This is a genomic window from Pantoea sp. Ap-870 (assembly GCF_011752515.1).
Taxonomy (GTDB): domain Bacteria; phylum Pseudomonadota; class Gammaproteobacteria; order Enterobacterales; family Enterobacteriaceae; genus Pantoea; species Pantoea dispersa.
On the sequence record NZ_VWXG01000010.1, the window covers coordinates 102,807 to 119,571 of the forward strand.

Sequence of the window (16,765 nt, forward strand, 5' to 3'; positions counted from 1 at the left end):
GCCAGAGCTGCGCATTATCCTGCCTGCCAGGTGATTAGCAGTTGAAAACGCCACCCCAAACGCCAGATAATCGTTTGCCTTTTTTCCGCGTCACCCCTTTTTGACCTGGAATACGCGGCCACGTAATCGTTTGCCTGCTTTTCTCTCTGAGACATCTTCACCAGGATGATGCGCAAACGCGAGCCGCGCGGTGACCTATATCTTAAAAAACACAGAGGAATAACTATGTCTGGCGAATCACGCCCGGCCAGGGGAAAACTGGACGCCTGGTTCCACATTTCAGCACGCGGCAGCAGCGTGCGGCAGGAAGTGCTGGCTGGCCTCACCACCTTTTTAGCGATGGTCTATTCGGTCATCGTGGTGCCTGGCATGCTTGGTAAAGCGGGCTTCTCACCGACGGCGGTGTTTGTCGCCACCTGTCTGGTGGCCAGCTTTGGCTCCCTCATCATGGGACTGTGGGCCAACCTGCCGATGGCGATTGGTTGTGCCATCTCCCTGACCGCCTTTACCGCGTTCAGCCTGGTTCTGGGCCAGCACATTAGCGTGCCGGTGGCGCTGGGCGCGGTCTTCCTGATGGGGCTGCTGTTCACGCTGATTTCCGTGACCGGCATTCGCGCGTGGATTCTGCGTAACCTGCCGATGGGCGTGGCGCACGGCACGGGCGTCGGTATCGGCCTGTTTCTGCTGCTGATTGCCGCCGATGGCATCGGTCTGGTGGTAAAAAACCCGGCGCCGGGCCTGCCGGTGGCGCTTGGTCACTTCACCTCTTTCCCGGTGATCATGGCGCTGATCGGGCTGGCGGCGATTTTTGGTCTGGAAAAACGGCGGGTACCGGGCGGCATTCTGCTGACCATCATTGCGATTTCGCTGCTTGGGCTGATTTTCGACCCGGCGGTAAAGTGGCAGGGGCTGTTTGCCATGCCAAGCCTGCGTGATGCCAGCGGCCAGTCGGCAATGTTTAGCCTGGATATCATGGGTGCGCTGCAGCCGGTGGTGTTACCGAGCGTGCTGGCGCTGGTGATGACCGCGGTGTTTGACGCCACCGGCACCATTCGTGCGGTGGCCGGGCAGGCGAACCTGCTGGATAAAGAGGGCCAGATTATCAATGGCGGTCGCGCGCTGACCACCGACTCTATCAGCAGCCTGTTTGCCGGACTGGTGGGTGCCTCGCCCGCCGCAGTGTATATCGAGTCCGCTGCGGGTACTGCCGCCGGCGGTAAAACCGGCCTGACAGCGATTGTCGTGGGTCTGTTGTTCCTGCTGATTCTGTTTATGTCGCCGCTGGCTTATCTGGTTCCGGCCTATGCCACCGCACCCGCGCTGATGTATGTCGGCCTGCTGATGCTGAGCAACGTGGCCAAAATCGACTTCAATGATTTCGTCGATGCGATGTCTGGCCTGCTGACGGCGGTATTCATCGTACTGACCTGCAACATCGTCACCGGCATCATGCTCGGCTTTGCCGCGCTGGTGATTGGCCGCCTGTTTGCCGGCGAGTGGCGCAAGCTCAACGCTGGCACGGTGGTGATTGCTGTGGCGCTGGTGGCGTTCTACGCGGGCGGCTGGGCTATCTGACCGCAATCCGGGCGTCAGTCCGGATTATTCTCTTTATCGCACACGCCGCACATCGGGTAGCCCCGCCGGGCGGCGTTTTGTTTTACACTTTCCGACGCAACATCGCTTCGATTAATATGATTCGCCTAAGGAAAGCATGGAAATCTTCTTTACTATTCTCATCATGACGCTGGTGGTTTCGCTGTCCGGCGTTGCGGCACGTATCCTGCCGTTTCAGATCCCGCTCCCGCTGGTACAGATCGCGGCCGGCGCGCTGCTGGCCTGGCCAACCTTTGGTCTGCACGTCGATTTTGACCCCGAACTGTTCCTCGTGCTGTTTATTCCGCCGCTGCTGTTTGCCGATGGCTGGAAAACACCGATCAACGAGTTTCTGCATCACGGCCGTGAAATTATCGGCCTGGCGCTGGTGCTGGTGCTTATTACCGTGGTCGGTATCGGCTACCTGATTTACTGGCTGGTGCCGGGCATTCCGCTGATTCCGGCGTTCGCGCTGGCGGCGGTGCTGTCTCCGACCGATGCGGTGGCGCTCTCCGGCATCGTTGGCGAAGGGCGCATCCCGAAAAAGATCATGTCGATTGTCCAGGGCGAGGCGCTGATGAATGACGCGTCGGGCCTGGTGTCACTCAAGTTTGCCGTCGCGGTGGCGATGGGCACCATGGTGTTCACCTGGGGCGGCGCCAGCGTCGAATTCCTTAAAGTGGCGATTGGCGGCCTGGTGGCCGGTGTCGCCGTTTGCTGGCTGTATGGCCGTTCGCTGCGTCTGCTCAGCCGCTGGAGCGGTGACGACCCGGCAACGCAAACCGTACTGCTGCTGCTGCTGCCGTTCGCCTCTTACCTGATTGCTGAACACCTCGGCGTCTCCGGCATTCTGGCGGCGGTAGCGGCCGGTATGACCATCACCCGTTCCGGCATCATCCGTCAGGCACCGCTGGCAATGCGCCTGCGCGCCAACAGCGTATGGCAGATGCTGGAGTTTGTGTTCAACGGCATGGTGTTCCTGATGCTGGGCCTGCAGCTGCCGGACATTCTCTCCACCTCGATTGCTCAGGCGAACGCCGATCCTAACGTCGAGCTGTGGATGCTGTTCGCCGACGTCGGGCTGGTCTATGCGGCGCTGATGATCGTGCGCTTCGGCTGGCTGTGGATCATGAAGCGCACCAGCCTGCGCCTGCTTAAGAAAAAGCCGCTGGAGTTTTCCAGCTACTCGCTGCGTGAACTGCTGATCGCCTCTTTTGCCGGCGTGCGTGGTGCTATCACGCTGGCCGGTGTGCTGTCGATTCCGCTGTTCCTCAGCAACGGCGAACCTTTTCCGGCGCGCTACGAACTGGTGTTTATCGCCACCGGCGTGATTCTGTTCTCGCTGTTTGTCGGCGTGATTCTGCTGCCGATTCTGCTGCGCGGCATGGAGAGCCACGACAAAGTGGGACACCGTCGCGAAATCCAGAGCGCGCGTGCCGCGATGGCCGGCGTGGCGATCGAGAGCCTGCACAAAATGGAGCAGCGGCTGGAAAACGACGCTGAAGAGAACATCGATCCTGAGCTGCTGAAAGAGGTCAGCCTGCGGGTGATTGGTAATCTGCGTCGTCGCGTCGATGGCAAAGATGATATGGAACAGGCGCTGTTTGCGGAAAATCTGGAGCGCCGTTTCCGCCTGACCGCGCTGCGCGCCGAACGTGCCGAGGTTTATCATCTGCGCGCCACCCAGCAGATCTCCAACGAGACCATGCAGCGCCTGCTGCGCGATCTCGACCTGCTGGAAGCGTTGCTGATAGAGAAAGAGGAATAGCCGCCGCGTTTTGCTGCTCTCCGATCCCGCGGCCGCCTGACAGACAGGGCGGCCGCTTTGCTACAGCGATAGCCGTGGCGCGTTATCCGGCCAGTGTTCGCGGCAGCAGGCAATCCACGCCTGCGCGCTGCGCGACAGATAACTGCCTTCGCGCCAGATTAGCCCCAGACGCCACTGCAGCTCCGACTCCAGCGGCAGCCACAGCAAGGCCTGTTTATCCAGCCGCTGGCAGATCGGCTCCGGCAGGATCGCCAGCCCCATATCCGCCTGCACCATCGCGGCAAGAAAATCCCACTGCGCGCTACGCAGCGCGATATCCGGCATCACTCCCTGGCGCTGAAACGCTTTCATCAGCTGGCGGTTAAGCGAAAACTCTTCGTTGAGGATCAGCAGGGGATGCTGAGCCAGCTCGGCCAGCGTCAGGCTGGTGCGGTTGAGCCAGCGCGCGCTGCGCGGCAGCAGCACGCACAGCGGATGGCGCATCAGTTCCAGCGTATTCAGCGGCAGTTCCGCATCAATCGGCAGGGCGGTCAGCGCAATATCCAGCCCGCCGCTCAGCACCGCCTGCTGCACCGTCAGGCCACCAAATTCGGAGATTTTCAGCTGTACGCCGGGATAGCGGCGGCGGAACGCGGAGATCGATCCGGCAATCTGCATGCCGACCATTGGCGGAATGCCCAGCCGCAGCTCACCGGTTTTCAGCTGGTTGATGTCACTGATTTGCGCCTCCAGCTGATGAAACTCCTGCAAAATCGCCAGGCCGCGCTGATATACCGCCTGGCCGCTGTCGGTGAGATGCAGCTTGCGTCCCTCGCGCAGCAGCAGCGTACAGCCCAGCTCTTCTTCCAGCTGGCGCAGCATTTTGCTGATGGTGGGTTGCGTGACGAACAGCTTCTCCGCCGCGCGGGTAAAGCTCTGCTGACGCACCACTTCGGTAAAATATCGCAGCGCACGCACGTCCATAAACATTCCTTTTTTGCATAGTTTGAATAATTTTAATTCATTTCTTTCACACTCTGGCGCGGATTTATACTGAAACCCTGAATTTTGAGGGGGGAAGAGAGAAATGGCGTCCGCGCTTCGTCCGCGCACCACGGATATCCTGCAACGCGTCACGGTGCCGCTGCAGCTGGTGCTGTATATCGCCCTGTTCGTTGCCAGCGGTCAGCTGGTGAGCTGGCTGCATCTGCCGTTACCGGCCAACGTTGTGGGTATGGTGTTGCTGTTACTGTTGATCGTTAGCGGTATCGTGCCGCTGCGCTGGGTTAAAGCCGGGGCCAACTGGCTGCTGGCCGAAATGCTGCTGTTTTTTATTCCGGCGGTGGTGGCGGTGGTGAATTACAGCGACCTGCTGCGCAGTGAAGGCTGGCGCATCTGTGTGGTGATCGCCGTCAGTACGCTGATGGTGCTGGCGGCCACCTCGCTGGTGGTCGATCGCTTATACCGTTTCGAACTGGCGCGCGCCGCGCGTAAGCAGGGCGATCGTGACTGACTTTATCATTAGCCTGTTATGTCTGGCGCTGACGCTGCTGGTTTACTACCTCAATAAACGCCTGTACCGGCGCAGACCCACACTGCTGCTGATGCCGTTGGTGTTAACGCCGCTGGTGCTGGTGGCGCTGTTGCTGCTGACGCACGTCAGCTGGCAGGATTACATCGCCGAAAGCCACTGGCTGCTGTGGCTGCTGGGTCCGGCGACGCTGGCCTTTGCGGTGCCGGTTTACGAAAACCTGCACATTATCCGCCGCCACTGGCTGTCGCTGAGCGTGGGCGTGATCACCGCCACGCTGGTGGCCGTATGCAGTTCGGTGTGGCTGGCGCGGCTGCTGACATTACCGGAGAGCATCCAGCGTAGCCTGGCGGTGCGCTCCATCACCACGCCTTTTGCGCTGGCAGCGGCCCAGCCGATTGGCGGCCAGCCCGATTTGGTCGCGCTGTTCGTGGTGATTACCGGAGTGTTTGGCATGGCGGTGGGCGACGTGCTGTTTTTACGCATCGCGATTAAGCAGGGCGTGGCGAAGGGCGCCGGCTTTGGCGCGGCCTCGCACGGAGCCGGCACGGCACGCGCCTATCAACTCGGCCAGCAGGAGGGCGTGGTCTCCAGCCTGGTAATGATGCTCTCCGGCGTGCTCACGGTGTTGCTGGCCCCGCTGCTGGGTCAGCTGTTGTGGCATGCCTGACGGGCAAATTTGAGCCTGGGCTCATATCAGAGTTTCCTCGCTTTGCTTACCGTTTGCGCGCGTAAACAACAAGGAAGCGAGAATGAAAAATACCACATTAGCATTAGGCCTGCTGCTGGCCGCCACCGGGAGCAGTGCCGCTGAGATCGGCGGGCAGGGCGGCAGCCATTTCTGGACAGCCCGGATTAACAGCGACCGCACCGCACCAGGCGTGCAGGCAGCACTGGAGTATGTGCATGGTCATCAGCAAACCCATCTGCTCGACGCCAGCCTCGGCTACGGCTTTTCCCTCGGCGCGCTGCAGGTAGCACCGCGTATCGGTGCATTCTGGGCCGATGTGAAAACCACCTCAACATCGAGTCGCGGCATGAATGGCGGGATTCGTCTGATGGCGCCTCTGCCGCGGGCAGGGGCCACCTGGCTCTATCTGGATTACAGCCTGTCGCCTGATTTTGCCAACCACAATCTGCATGCGCTGCATCAGCTGGAAGCGGGCGTCTATTACCAGCCGGCGAAGTGGTTATCACTCAGCAGCGGCTATCGCTACCTCTCCGTCAACGGTGATTATGGCCATGCCGATCAAAGCCTGATGGATGGCTTGTTTATCGGCGCAGCCGTGCGCTTCTGATCCCTCCACGGCCGTTCGCGGCCGTTTTCTGCCCGCTGTAACCCATTTTTACGTAAAGCTTTCCAAATAAAGTTGTGTCACGTCGCCGCGCTGTTTACCCTTTGCGCCGAATTATGTGTCCTTCATGGAGTGGATTGTTATGTTTAAGCAACTTGTTACGGGAAGCGTTTTAGGTCTGGCACTGCTGAGCAGTGGCGCGCAGGCAATTGAGGGCAGTGTTGACGTGGGTGAGCACAGCACCAACCTGAACCTTGGCCTCGGCACCGCCTCACCGGGTCTGTTTCTGAAAGGCAACTGGCTGCGCAGCGATCACGACGGCAGCACCTACGGCCTCGGTATGGGTTATAACCTGGATGTGGGTGATTTCCGCCTGGCACCGACGGCGAAAGCGCTGTTCACCCATCCGGAAGATGGCCGTGATGGCTTCACCGTGGCACTGGGTGCCGGTGCGCAGTATAACTTCAACAGCATGTGGGGCCTGTACGGCGAATATTACTATGCGCCGGAAGCGTTCTCCGATCGTCTGGACAGCTATAAAGAAGCCTCAGGCGGCCTGAGCTTTACGCCGATTTCACTGCTGAACCTGCGCGTTGGCTATCAGTACATTGAGCTGAACAACAAAGGCGACCGCAAAGATAACGTGCTGGTCGATGGCCCGTACGTCGGTGCGTCGCTGCGTTTCTGATGACTGGACCAGGTGCGCATGAATGCGCACCCTACGAAATTCCGTAGGGTCGCCATTTATGGCGACCTGGTCAATCACCGCACTACGATCATGGCGACCTGGTCAATTACCGCACTACGTTCATGGCGACCTGGTCAATCACCGCACCCTCTCAATCTTAATGCGCTTTCCCCTGCGAAATGCCGACGCCCGTTTGTGAACGGATAAACTGTCCGCGGAATTTCGCGCGCTCCAGCGCCCCCTGCTGGGAATGATCGGTAATGGAAAACAGCCAGGTGCCGACAAACGCGACCAGCATCGAGAACAGCGCCGGATACTCATACGGATAGACTGGCGTTGCGTGTCCCAGTACCTGCACCCAAATGGTCGGGCCGAGAATCATCAGCACCACCGCCGTCAGCAGGCCCAGCCAGCCTCCCACCATGGCGCCGCGCGTGGTCAGCTTTGACCAGTACATCGACAGCAAAATAATCGGGAAGTTACAGCTGGCGGCAATTGAGAACGCCAGGCCGACCATGAAGGCAATGTTCTGTTTCTCAAACAGAATCCCCAGCGCAATCGCCACCACGCCCAGCACCAGCACGGTAATTTTCGACACCCGCAGCTCTTCACGCTCGGTGGCCTGGCCTTTGCGGATCACGCTGGCATACAGGTCATGCGACACCGCCGAAGCACCGGCCAGCGTCAGGCCGGCCACCACCGCCAGAATGGTGGCGAAGGCTACCGCCGAGATAAAGCCGAGGAACAGGCTGCCGCCGACCGCATTGGAGAGATGCACTGCCGCCATGTTAGTACCGCCAATCAGCGCGCCGCTGGCGTCTTTAAAGGCCGGATTAGCGCCGACCAGCAGAATCGCGCCGAAGCCGATAATAAAGGTCAGGAAGTAGAAGTAGCCCATAAAGCCGGTGGCCCAGAACACGCTTTTGCGTGCTTCCCGCGCATCGGCGACGGTGAAGAAACGCATCAGAATATGCGGCAGGCCGGCGGTGCCAAACATCAGGCCCAGACCGAGCGACAGCGCGGAGATCGGGTCTTTCACCAGACCGCCCGGCTGCATGATCGCGCTTCCTTTCGGATGCGCCGCCATCGCCTCGGTAAACAGCGTATTAAAGCTGAAACCGGTGGCTTTCATCACCATGATGGCCATGAAGCTGGCACCAAACAGCAACAGCACCGCTTTGATAATCTGCACCCAGGTGGTGGCCAGCATGCCGCCAAACAGCACGTACAGCACCATCAGAATGCCGACCAGCACCACGGCGATGTGGTAGTCGAGACCGAACAGCAGCTGGATCAGCTTACCGGCACCCACCATCTGCGCAATCAGATACAGCGCCACCACCACCAGCGAACCGCAGGCGGAAAGGGTGCGGATCGGCTTTTGCTGCAGGCGATAGGACGCCACATCGGCAAAGGTATAGCGGCCCAGGTTACGCAGGCGTTCGGCAATCAGGAACAGAATCATGGGCCAGCCGACGAGGAAGCCGAGCGAGTAGATCAGCCCGTCGTAGCCGGAGGTGTAGACCAGCGCGGAGATACCGAGAAACGAGGCGGCCGACATAAAGTCACCGGCCATCGCCAGGCCATTCTGAAAACCGGTGATGTTGCCGCCGGCAGTGTAGTAATCGCTGCGCGAGCGGGTGCGTTTGGACGCCCAGTAAGTAATGCCGAGCGTGGCCGCCACGAAGACCACGAACATGATGATCGCTTCGTAGTTGGTGGCCTGTTTTTGCACCGCGCCGGTAATGGCATCGGCGGCAAATACGCTGGCTGGTACGATAGCCAGCGAGGCGGAGAGCAGGCGCTTCATGATTTCACCTCGCTGACAATCTGTTTGGTCAGACGATCAAACTCGCCGTTGGCGCGCCAGACATAAACGCCGGTCAGCAGAAACGACACCACAATCAGGCCGACGCCGATGGGGATGCCGCGCGTCACATTGGTGCCGGCGTGCAAGGGCGTGCCGAGCCAGCCGGGCGCGAAAGCAATCAGCAGAATAAAGCCGACGTACAGTACTAGCATGATGAGGCTGAGCAGCAGCGCAAACGACTGACGTTTGTGCACCAGCTCCTGAAAACGCGGATTGCTTTCGATTTGTTGCCAGACGGCTTCCTGTTGGTTCAGGGCTTCGTTCATCACATTTTCTCCAGAGGCAAGGCAGACAGAAAACTCACGGCAACGTGATTTAACTGGCTGAATATTCTAGTTATTAAGGTTGTGCGATGGTGAAAAGCATACGGCGTAAGGATGGAAGAGCGGAGAGCTGCCTGCCGGGGACAGGCTGATACTCTCCGCCGGGTCAATGCCGGTTATGGCATGGTGATCGACTGTTTCTCCTCGAGCAATTTCTCCACCACGCCCGGATCGGCCAGCGTTGAAGTATCGCCAAAGTTGCTGGTATCGCCGGCGGCGATCTTGCGCAGAATGCGGCGCATGATTTTGCCGGAGCGGGTTTTTGGCAGCGAATCGGTCCAGTGCAACACGTCTGGCGTGGCAATCGGGCCGATCTCTTTACGCACCCAGTTGCGCACCTCACTGTACAGCTCTGGCGACGGCTCTTCGCCGTGATTCAGCGTGATATAAGCATAGATCGCCTGGCCTTTAATGCTGTGCGGTATCCCCACCACCGCGGCTTCGGCAATTTTCGGATGCGAGACCAGCGCGGACTCGATCTCCGCCGTGCCAAGCCGGTGGCCGGAGACGTTCAGCACGTCATCGACGCGGCCGGTGATCCAGTAATAGCCATCGTCGTCACGGCGCGCGCCGTCGCCACTGAAGTAGCGATTTTTAAACGTCGAGAAGTAGGTTTGCTCAAAGCGATCGTGATCGCCAAACAGCGTGCGTGCCTGGCCGGGCCATGAGTCGACGATCACCAGGTTACCCTCGGTGGCACCGTCCAGCGTATTACCTTCGTTATCCACCAGCGCCGGCTGGACGCCAAAGAACGGTTTGGTGGCCGAACCGGCCTTCAGCTCGGTGGCACCGGGCAGCGGCGTAATCATGAAGCCGCCGGTTTCGGTCTGCCACCAGGTATCGACGATCGGGCAACGGCTGTCGCCAATCTTTTTGTAATACCACTCCCAGGCTTCCGGGTTGATGGGCTCGCCGACCGATCCCATGATGCGCAGGCTGCTGCGCTGGGTGCCGGCAATCGCTTTATCACCCTCGGCCATCAGCGCGCGGATAGCGGTTGGTGCGGTGTACAGCAGCGTGACCTTATGTTTATCCACCACTTCCGCCATGCGGCTGGGCTGGGGCCAGTTGGGTACGCCTTCGAACATCAGCGTGGTGGCCCCGCAGGCCAGCGGACCGTAGATCAGATAGCTGTGCCCGGTAATCCAGCCCACGTCGGCGGTGCACCAGTACACATCATCGTCATGATAATCAAAAACATATTTGAAGGTGGTGGCAGCATACACCAGGTAACCACCGGTGGTGTGCAGCACGCCTTTCGGCTTGCCGGTGGAGCCGGAGGTATAAAGGATAAACAGCGGATGTTCGGCCTCGACCGCTACCGGCTGATGCTGATCGCTGGCTTTCGCCATCAGTTCATGCCACCACAGATCGCGGCCTTCGCGCCAGCCGGTCTCTTTGCCGGTGCGCTGGAACACCACCACGTTTTTCACGCTGGTGACGTTTGGATTGTTCAGCGCATCATCCACGTTTTTCTTCAGCGGAATGCTGCGTCCGGCACGCACGCCTTCGTCAGCGGTAATAACCAGTTTTGCACTGGAATCCACTACGCGTCCGGCCACCGCTTCAGGTGAGAAGCCGCCAAAAATGACCGAGTGCACGGCGCCGATGCGCGCGCAGGCCAGCATGGCGACCGCGGCTTCCGGTACCATCGGCATGTAGATCGCCACCACATCGCCTTTCTTCACGCCAAGGCCGGTCAGCACGTTGGCGAAGCGGCAGACGTCGGCGTGCAGTTCACGGTAAGTCAGGGTTTTGCTCTCGCTGGCGTCATCGCCTTCCCAGATAATCGCCGGGTGATCGCCGCGCGTAGCCAGGTGGCGATCGAGACAGTTGGCGGCAAGGTTCAGCGCGCCATCTTCATACCAGCGAATCGAAATATTGCCGGGGGCAAACGAGGTATTTTTCACTTTGCTGTAGGGCGTCATCCAGTCGAGGATTTTGCCCTGTTCGCCCCAAAAGGCCTCAGGATCGTCAACCGACTGTTGATACAGCGCCGCGTACTGATCGGCATTTATCAGGGCATTCGCTGCAATGGCAGCGGGTACGGGATGCTTGTGTATTTGGCTCATGGCTGACCTCCTTGAAGATGTTAATCATATGTCAATCAAAGGTTAATTGAAGAGTGAGGCCGGGCTTTGTTTCTGTTTTGCAGTCTGGATCACGACCTTGTGTAAGGCTGAAAAGTCACCCAATTCAATCTGTTTACCGGCGCAGGAAATGAGGCAAAACCACTGGCTGGATCAATAAAATTATGAACCAGCCGGTTAAATAAGCAGCAAACAGACCGGCACGTTTTTCAGCAATCCTGAGTAGCTATGCGGAAAATTATCGAATTAACACTTTTCATAACAGCGAGTTATGACAGGCGCATGTCAGCAGCATTTTATGCTGCCTGGCTGTGCAGGATTTAAGCTATTGCCCCAGGGGTTGCATTTACCGTAGTGAAAATGGTACTTATCTCGGCCCTGTTCAGCAGGTATCAACTCAGGCTGCATCATCGCGCGGGCGCATAATGCCGGCGCAGCGGTAACCGATGCAGTCCATTATAACCCTCTATTTTATCGGGCTTTTGCTCACTTCCCTGTGTGTAATGTCTTCTGCACCTTCGCAGCAGAGCAAAGGGGTTTTAACTGAGGAAATAACGCGTTATGAAAGGTTTTAAACTCACCCTCGCGTGGCAGATTCTGATTGCCCTGATTCTCGGCGTTATCGTCGGAACCGTGCTGCATAATCAGCCAGACGATCGTGAATGGTTAATCACTAACATTCTTACTCCTGCCGGCGACATCTTTATTCATCTCATCAAGATGATTGTGGTGCCGATTGTTATTTCCTCACTGATTGTCGGCATCGCCGGCGTGGGTGATGCGAAAAAGCTCGGGCGGATTGGTGTGAAAACCATCATCTATTTTGAAGTGATTACCACCATTGCCATTGTGGTCGGCATCACGCTGGCCAACGTATTCCAACCCGGCAGCGGCATTGATATGTCAACGCTGGCAACGGTGGACATCTCTAAATATGAAGCCACCACGGAAGCCGTGCAGGGTGCGCCACATGGCCTGGTGACTACGATTCTGTCACTGATCCCGCAGAACATTTTCGCCTCGCTGGTCAAAGGCGACATGCTGCCGATTATCTTCTTCTCGGTACTGTTTGGCATGGGACTGTCGGCGCTGCCGTCGGAGCATCGCGATCCGCTGGTGACCGTATTCCGTTCCATTTCCGAAACCATGTTTAAAGTGACGCACATGATCATGCGCTATGCGCCGGTCGGGGTGTTTGCGCTGATTGCCGTCACCATTGCCAACTTCGGTTTTGCCTCGCTCTATCCGCTGGCCAAGCTGGTGCTGCTGGTGTACGTGGCGATTCTGTTCTTTGCGTTCGTGGTGCTGGGTGCGGTGGCGCGCTTCTGCAAGCTGCGTATTACGACCCTGATGCGCATTCTGAAAGATGAGCTGATTCTGGCGTATTCCACCTCCAGCTCAGAGACCGTGCTGCCGCGCATCATGCAGAAGATGGAAGCTTACGGTGCGCCGAAGGCGATCACCAGCTTCGTGGTGCCAACCGGCTATTCGTTCAATCTGGATGGTTCAACGCTGTATCAGAGCATTGCGGCGATCTTTATCGCCCAGCTGTACGGCATTGACCTGTCGCTGACCGATGAAATCATTCTGGTGCTGACCCTGATGGTGACGTCAAAAGGCATCGCAGGTGTGCCGGGCGTCTCGTTTGTGGTGCTGCTGGCCACGCTGGGCAGCGTCGGTATTCCGCTGGAAGGCCTGGCGTTTATCGCCGGCGTCGACCGTATCATGGACATGGCGCGCACCGCGCTCAACGTCATCGGTAACGCGCTGGCGGTGCTGGTTATTGCCCGCTGGGAAAACCAGTTTGATACCAAACAGGCCGCCGCCTACGAGCTGCAGTTGCGCACGCAAAACGCCAGCTAAGCGACACGCTCTCTGACTGAACCCGCCTTCTGGCGGGTTTTTTTATATTTTGCAGACAAGTCCTGTCGTGGTGAGCGGCTGAAGAAAGTTTAAATTTATACCCACCATAACCACTAAAATTGAATCGGTGGTTATGGTGGGTATATAATATTCACGATGACATCAGGAGGTTGTGTTGAGCAGCAGGGAGCTGATTAGGATGTTGCTTGAACGAGGGTGGATTCTGGATCGTGTTAAAGGAAGCCATCATGTGTTTGTCCGTGCAGATAAGCCATATCACATCTCGCTTCCTCATCCTGAAAAAGACCTGGCAACCGGAACATTACGTAAGCTATTGAAAATTATGGACTGATATACGGGGGCTTTGCCCCCGATTTGGAACAATTAGCAATGTCAGGTGCAGCAGGCATTGCAATGCTTTTCATGTCCGCAGTAGATAATCAAGAAGGCAATTTACATAAGGACTCACCATGAGATTCCCCGTTTATTTGCACAAAACAGAAAACGGCAGCTGGTCAGGTTTCGTACCCGACGTACAGGGATGTTTTTTTGCGGGCAACACCGTTGACGAGGCATTGAGCGATGCATTTGGTGCAATCGATGCGCATGTGGAATCGTTAGCGGACGCAGGCAAGGCCATTCCAAAAGCAGCCAGCGTTGAAACCCATATTAATGATGAAGAGTGCCAGGGAGGTTACTGGGCTTTCGTTGAGATTGATCTCAGTCGTTACGAAGGTAAAGCGGTGAAGCTGAACATCACCCTGCCGCAAAACTTACTGTCCAAAATCGATAGCCACGTAGAAGCACACCGCGAATACGGCTCCCGTAGCGGCTTTCTCGCCGCGCTGGCACGCAGAGAACTGGCAAACATCTAGCGCTTCTTCTTAATCCAACCCGCCTTCTGGCGGGTTTTTTTATGTCCGCTGCCGCAAAAGGCAAAAAAATTGACCTAAGCAGGAGGAATTAACAATTCTATATGATATATAGTTTCAAGAATAAATTATTCCTGAAGGGAGCGAACATGAACATTGATCTGAGCCAGATGATCACCGAGGGCCGCAACCCGGCGAGCCAGAACATTGACGAGCTGAACACGGAAGCGATGCTGCGCGTCGTTAACGATGAAGACAAAAAGGTGGCGCTGGCGGTGGAAGCTATCGTGCCGCAGATTGCTGAGGTGGTGGATGCCATCACGGCGGCATTCAGCCAGGGCGGACGTCTGATTTACTGCGGTGCCGGGACCTCCGGCCGTCTCGGTATTCTCGATGCCAGCGAATGCCCGCCCACGTTCGGCACGCCGCGCAGTCAGGTGGTCGGGCTGATCGCCGGCGGCCACACCGCCATTCTGCAGGCGGTGGAAAACGCCGAGGACAACCGCGAGCAGGGCGCGCAGGATTTAAAAGATATCGACTTTTCGGCGCGCGATGTGCTGGTCGGCATTGCTGCCAGCGGCCGCACGCCTTATGTGCTTGGTGCGCTCGCCTGGGCGAAGCAGCAGGGCGCCTTCACCGCTGCGCTGACCTGTAATCCCAACAGCGCCATGTCGCAGGCGGCGGACGTCGCCCTGACGCCGGTGGTGGGCCCGGAAGTGGTCACCGGCTCGTCACGCATGAAAGCCGGCACCGCGCAGAAGCTGGTGCTCAATATGCTGACCACCGGCGCCATGATCCGCAGCGGCAAAGTGTACGGCAACCTGATGGTCGATGTAGAAGCCACCAATCAGAAACTGGTGCAGCGGCAAATCAACATCGTTAAGCAGGCCACCGAATGTGACGATGCCCGCGCACAGCAGGCGCTGGCAGCGTGCGGCGGCCACTGTAAAACCGCCATTGTGATGATACTGGCGGACCTGAACGCCGATGACGCGCAGGCGCTGCTGGCGCAGAACCACGGCTTTATCCGCCAGGCATTACACCACGCAGGAGCGCAATGATGGCGGCGATCACTGAAAGCTTATTACGCGATATCCTGCAGGCGGTCGGCGGCGCAGGCAACGTGGTGCACTGCGGTAACTGCATGACGCGTCTGCGTCTGACGCTGGCCGATGCCGCGCGGGTCGACAGCGCCCGGCTGAAAACGCTGCCCGGCGTGCTGGGCGTGATTGACAGCGATGCCCAGCTGCAGATTGTGCTCGGCCCTGGCAAAGCGCAAACTGCAGCGGAAAAAATGCAGGCGATGCTGAACAGCGCCACGCCAGAGGCGGCGGGCGATCTGCACAGCATCGCCAGCGCGCAGAAGCAGCAGATGAAAGCGAAGCAAACCAGCGCGCTGCACCGTTTTCTCTCCTGCTTTGCCACCATTTTTACCCCGCTGATCCCGGGTTTTATCGGTGCCGGATTGCTGCTGGGGTTTGCCACGCTGATTGAGCAGGTGTTTCATCTTAATCAGCCCGGGGAACACGCCCGCTGGCTGCTGGATACCGTGGCTTATATGAAGGTGTTCGGTAAAGGGTTGTTCACCTTCCTCAGTATCTTAATCGGCTATAACGCGCAGAAAGCGTTTGGCGGCACCGGCGTGAACGGCGCGATTATCGCCTCGCTGTTTGTGCTGGGGTATGTGCCGAACGCGACCGTCGGCTATTACAGCGGCATGCAGGATTTCTTCGGCCTGACCATCGATCCGCGCGGCAATATTATTGGCGTGCTGCTGGCGGCGATATTTGGTGCCTGGCTGGAGAAACAGCTGCGCAAAATTATCCCGGATAATCTCGATATGATCCTCACTTCGCTGCTGACGCTGTTAATTACCGGCGTGGTGACGTTCCTGGTGATCATGCCGATTGGCGGCGAGCTGTTTAAAGGCATGTCGTGGCTGTTTATCCACCTGAACAATAACCCGTTCGGCTGTGCCATTCTGGCCGGTTTATTCCTGATTGCGGTGATGTTCGGCATTCATCAGGGCTTTATTCCGGTCTATTTTGCGCTGATGGAAACCCAGGGTTTCAATTCGCTGTTCCCGATACTCGCCATGGCCGGAGCCGGTCAGGTCGGGGCCTCGCTGGCGCTGTGGTGCAAAGCCGACAAGCATTCGCTGCTGCGCAGCCAGATTAAAGGCGCTATCGTGCCAGGTCTGCTGGGCGTCGGTGAGCCGCTCATCTATGGCGTGACGCTGCCGCGTCTTAAACCGTTTATTACCGCCTGCTTCGGCGGTGCGCTGGGCGGCTTCTTTATCGGGCTGGTGGCGTGGCTCGGTCTGCCGGTGGGCATGAACACGGTGTTTGGCCCGTCAGGACTGGTGACGCTGCCGCTGATGACCTCTTCGCAGGGCATCTTTGCCGGTATGGCGGTCTATCTGGTGGGGCTGATCGTGGCGTGGATCGGCGGCTTCGTCTTTACCTGGTGGGGCGGCACCAAAAACGTCGATTTAAGCTAGAAAAGCCTGCGCGAGCAGACCGTCAAGAGGTCTGATGTCATTAAATGGATGATTTTACTGCAATTGTGGGCTGGCTCACAATTGCAGTATTTCGTTAGCGCTGCTTATTATTGAGCGTGAGAATTATCACCCGTCCAGACTTTACTGGAGTGGCTGAAGATAAATCACTTGATATTAATGCGTTATCACCATAAGCCTTATTTAAACCAGGGTTATAGCCTTTCATTTCCTGCGAAATTCTTATTTCATCCTCATAAATATCTCCGGGCTCGCTTTTGATCTGTGCAGCCATAAAGTCTATATAAGCAACAGCTTTCTCCTGATTTTCACGCATCAGCGGCACCCTCTGTGCCCATAATTAACCACTTGATTCGTTTTGTGAAAATAGAGTTC

At 57.7% G+C, this 16,765-nt stretch carries 16 protein-coding genes; 11 read left to right on the plus strand and 5 right to left on the minus strand.

Going from position 1 to position 16,765, the window contains the following annotated elements; translation table 11 throughout:
• Positions 1 to 225 precede the first annotated feature (225 nt).
• A complete protein-coding gene (locus F3J41_RS20355) occupies positions 226 to 1,575 on the plus strand; it encodes an NCS2 family permease (RefSeq protein WP_166712222.1) in 1,350 nt (449 codons plus the stop codon).
• A gap of 136 nt (positions 1,576 to 1,711) precedes the next feature.
• A complete protein-coding gene (locus F3J41_RS20360; RefSeq protein WP_021507828.1) occupies positions 1,712 to 3,361 on the plus strand; it encodes a Na+/H+ antiporter in 1,650 nt (549 codons plus the stop codon).
• A 60-nt stretch (positions 3,362 to 3,421) separates the two neighbouring features.
• Here the strand turns inward: F3J41_RS20360 and F3J41_RS20365 are convergent, their stop codons facing one another.
• Positions 3,422 to 4,324 carry a LysR family transcriptional regulator gene (locus F3J41_RS20365; protein ID WP_021507827.1) on the minus strand — a complete coding sequence of 301 codons (903 nt, stop codon included), beginning with the start codon at positions 4,322 to 4,324 and terminating at the stop codon, positions 3,422 to 3,424.
• A 103-nt stretch (positions 4,325 to 4,427) separates the two neighbouring features.
• Between F3J41_RS20365 and F3J41_RS20370 the strand changes: the two genes are divergently transcribed.
• From F3J41_RS20370 to F3J41_RS20385, 4 genes are all read left to right on the plus strand, one after another.
• The gene (locus tag F3J41_RS20370; protein WP_021507826.1) at positions 4,428 to 4,853 is read left to right on the plus strand and encodes a CidA/LrgA family protein; all 426 of its coding nucleotides are present in this window, start codon (positions 4,428 to 4,430) and stop codon (positions 4,851 to 4,853) included.
• A complete protein-coding gene (locus tag F3J41_RS20375) occupies positions 4,846 to 5,541 on the plus strand; it encodes an LrgB family protein (protein ID WP_021507825.1) in 696 nt (231 codons plus the stop codon). The genes F3J41_RS20370 and F3J41_RS20375 overlap by 8 nt, the downstream gene beginning before the upstream one ends.
• An 82-nt stretch (positions 5,542 to 5,623) precedes the next feature.
• The gene (locus F3J41_RS20380) at positions 5,624 to 6,169 is read left to right on the plus strand and encodes a YfaZ family outer membrane protein (RefSeq protein ID WP_166712224.1); all 546 of its coding nucleotides are present in this window, start codon (positions 5,624 to 5,626) and stop codon (positions 6,167 to 6,169) included.
• A gap of 139 nt (positions 6,170 to 6,308) precedes the next feature.
• Complete coding sequence (locus F3J41_RS20385) at positions 6,309 to 6,854, plus strand: YfaZ family outer membrane protein (protein ID WP_166712226.1); 546 nt, start codon at positions 6,309 to 6,311, stop codon at positions 6,852 to 6,854.
• A gap of 157 nt (positions 6,855 to 7,011) precedes the next feature.
• On the opposite strand, the gene F3J41_RS20390 is transcribed toward F3J41_RS20385, so the two are convergent.
• From F3J41_RS20390 to acs, 3 genes are all read right to left on the minus strand, one after another.
• A complete protein-coding gene (locus tag F3J41_RS20390) occupies positions 7,012 to 8,664 on the minus strand; it encodes a cation acetate symporter (RefSeq protein ID WP_058774927.1) in 1,653 nt (550 codons plus the stop codon).
• A complete protein-coding gene (locus F3J41_RS20395) occupies positions 8,661 to 8,990 on the minus strand; it encodes a DUF485 domain-containing protein (RefSeq protein ID WP_021313201.1) in 330 nt (109 codons plus the stop codon). Before F3J41_RS20395 ends, F3J41_RS20390 begins: the two co-directional genes overlap by 4 nt.
• Before the next feature lie 173 nt (positions 8,991 to 9,163).
• Entirely contained in the window at positions 9,164 to 11,119 is a 1,956-nt protein-coding gene (gene acs / locus F3J41_RS20400) for an acetate--CoA ligase (RefSeq protein WP_166712228.1), read from the minus strand.
• 579 nt (positions 11,120 to 11,698) lie between these two features.
• Here acs and gltP point away from each other — a divergent pair.
• The 5 genes from gltP (at position 11,699) to murP (ending at position 16,372) form a co-directional block, all read left to right on the plus strand.
• Positions 11,699 to 13,000, plus strand: coding sequence for a glutamate/aspartate:proton symporter GltP (gltP, locus tag F3J41_RS20405; protein ID WP_021507820.1), 1,302 nt, complete (start codon positions 11,699 to 11,701; stop codon positions 12,998 to 13,000).
• A gap of 172 nt (positions 13,001 to 13,172) precedes the next feature.
• Complete coding sequence (locus tag F3J41_RS20410) at positions 13,173 to 13,352, plus strand: type II toxin-antitoxin system HicA family toxin (RefSeq protein ID WP_371815511.1); 180 nt, start codon at positions 13,173 to 13,175, stop codon at positions 13,350 to 13,352.
• A gap of 118 nt (positions 13,353 to 13,470) precedes the next feature.
• Positions 13,471 to 13,875, plus strand: a complete 405-nt coding sequence (locus tag F3J41_RS20415) for a type II toxin-antitoxin system HicB family antitoxin (protein WP_058780883.1) — start codon at positions 13,471 to 13,473, stop codon at positions 13,873 to 13,875.
• 146 nt (positions 13,876 to 14,021) lie between these two features.
• Positions 14,022 to 14,933 carry an N-acetylmuramic acid 6-phosphate etherase gene (murQ, locus tag F3J41_RS20420; RefSeq protein ID WP_166712232.1) on the plus strand — a complete coding sequence of 304 codons (912 nt, stop codon included), beginning with the start codon at positions 14,022 to 14,024 and terminating at the stop codon, positions 14,931 to 14,933.
• A complete protein-coding gene (gene murP / locus F3J41_RS20425; protein WP_166712297.1) occupies positions 14,933 to 16,372 on the plus strand; it encodes a PTS N-acetylmuramic acid transporter subunit IIBC in 1,440 nt (479 codons plus the stop codon). Before murQ ends, murP begins: the two co-directional genes overlap by 1 nt.
• Positions 16,373 to 16,466: 94 nt before the next feature.
• On the opposite strand, the gene F3J41_RS20430 is transcribed toward murP, so the two are convergent.
• A complete protein-coding gene (locus F3J41_RS20430; RefSeq protein WP_166712234.1) occupies positions 16,467 to 16,706 on the minus strand; it encodes a hypothetical protein in 240 nt (79 codons plus the stop codon).
• Positions 16,707 to 16,765: the final 59 nt, after the last annotated feature.

Excerpts from the sequence above, each read along its gene's own strand:
- F3J41_RS20360 (WP_021507828.1), top strand. The coding sequence starts at position 1,712 with ATGGAAATCTTCTTTACTATTCTCATCATGACGCTGGTGGTTTCGCTG.
- F3J41_RS20385 (WP_166712226.1), top strand. The coding sequence starts at position 6,309 with ATGTTTAAGCAACTTGTTACGGGAAGCGTTTTAGGTCTGGCACTGCTG.
- murQ (WP_166712232.1), top strand. The coding sequence starts at position 14,022 with ATGAACATTGATCTGAGCCAGATGATCACCGAGGGCCGCAACCCGGCG.
- F3J41_RS20355 (WP_166712222.1), top strand. The coding sequence starts at position 226 with ATGTCTGGCGAATCACGCCCGGCCAGGGGAAAACTGGACGCCTGGTTC.
- F3J41_RS20370 (WP_021507826.1), top strand. The coding sequence starts at position 4,428 with ATGGCGTCCGCGCTTCGTCCGCGCACCACGGATATCCTGCAACGCGTC.
- F3J41_RS20415 (WP_058780883.1), top strand. The coding sequence starts at position 13,471 with ATGAGATTCCCCGTTTATTTGCACAAAACAGAAAACGGCAGCTGGTCA.
- acs (WP_166712228.1), bottom strand. The coding sequence starts at position 11,119 with ATGAGCCAAATACACAAGCATCCCGTACCCGCTGCCATTGCAGCGAAT.
- F3J41_RS20380 (WP_166712224.1), top strand. The coding sequence starts at position 5,624 with ATGAAAAATACCACATTAGCATTAGGCCTGCTGCTGGCCGCCACCGGG.
- murP (WP_166712297.1), top strand. The coding sequence starts at position 14,933 with ATGGCGGCGATCACTGAAAGCTTATTACGCGATATCCTGCAGGCGGTC.
- F3J41_RS20395 (WP_021313201.1), bottom strand. The coding sequence starts at position 8,990 with ATGAACGAAGCCCTGAACCAACAGGAAGCCGTCTGGCAACAAATCGAA.
- F3J41_RS20365 (WP_021507827.1), bottom strand. The coding sequence starts at position 4,324 with ATGGACGTGCGTGCGCTGCGATATTTTACCGAAGTGGTGCGTCAGCAG.
- F3J41_RS20390 (WP_058774927.1), bottom strand. The coding sequence starts at position 8,664 with ATGAAGCGCCTGCTCTCCGCCTCGCTGGCTATCGTACCAGCCAGCGTA.
- F3J41_RS20430 (WP_166712234.1), bottom strand. The coding sequence starts at position 16,706 with ATGCGTGAAAATCAGGAGAAAGCTGTTGCTTATATAGACTTTATGGCT.
- gltP (WP_021507820.1), top strand. The coding sequence starts at position 11,699 with ATGAAAGGTTTTAAACTCACCCTCGCGTGGCAGATTCTGATTGCCCTG.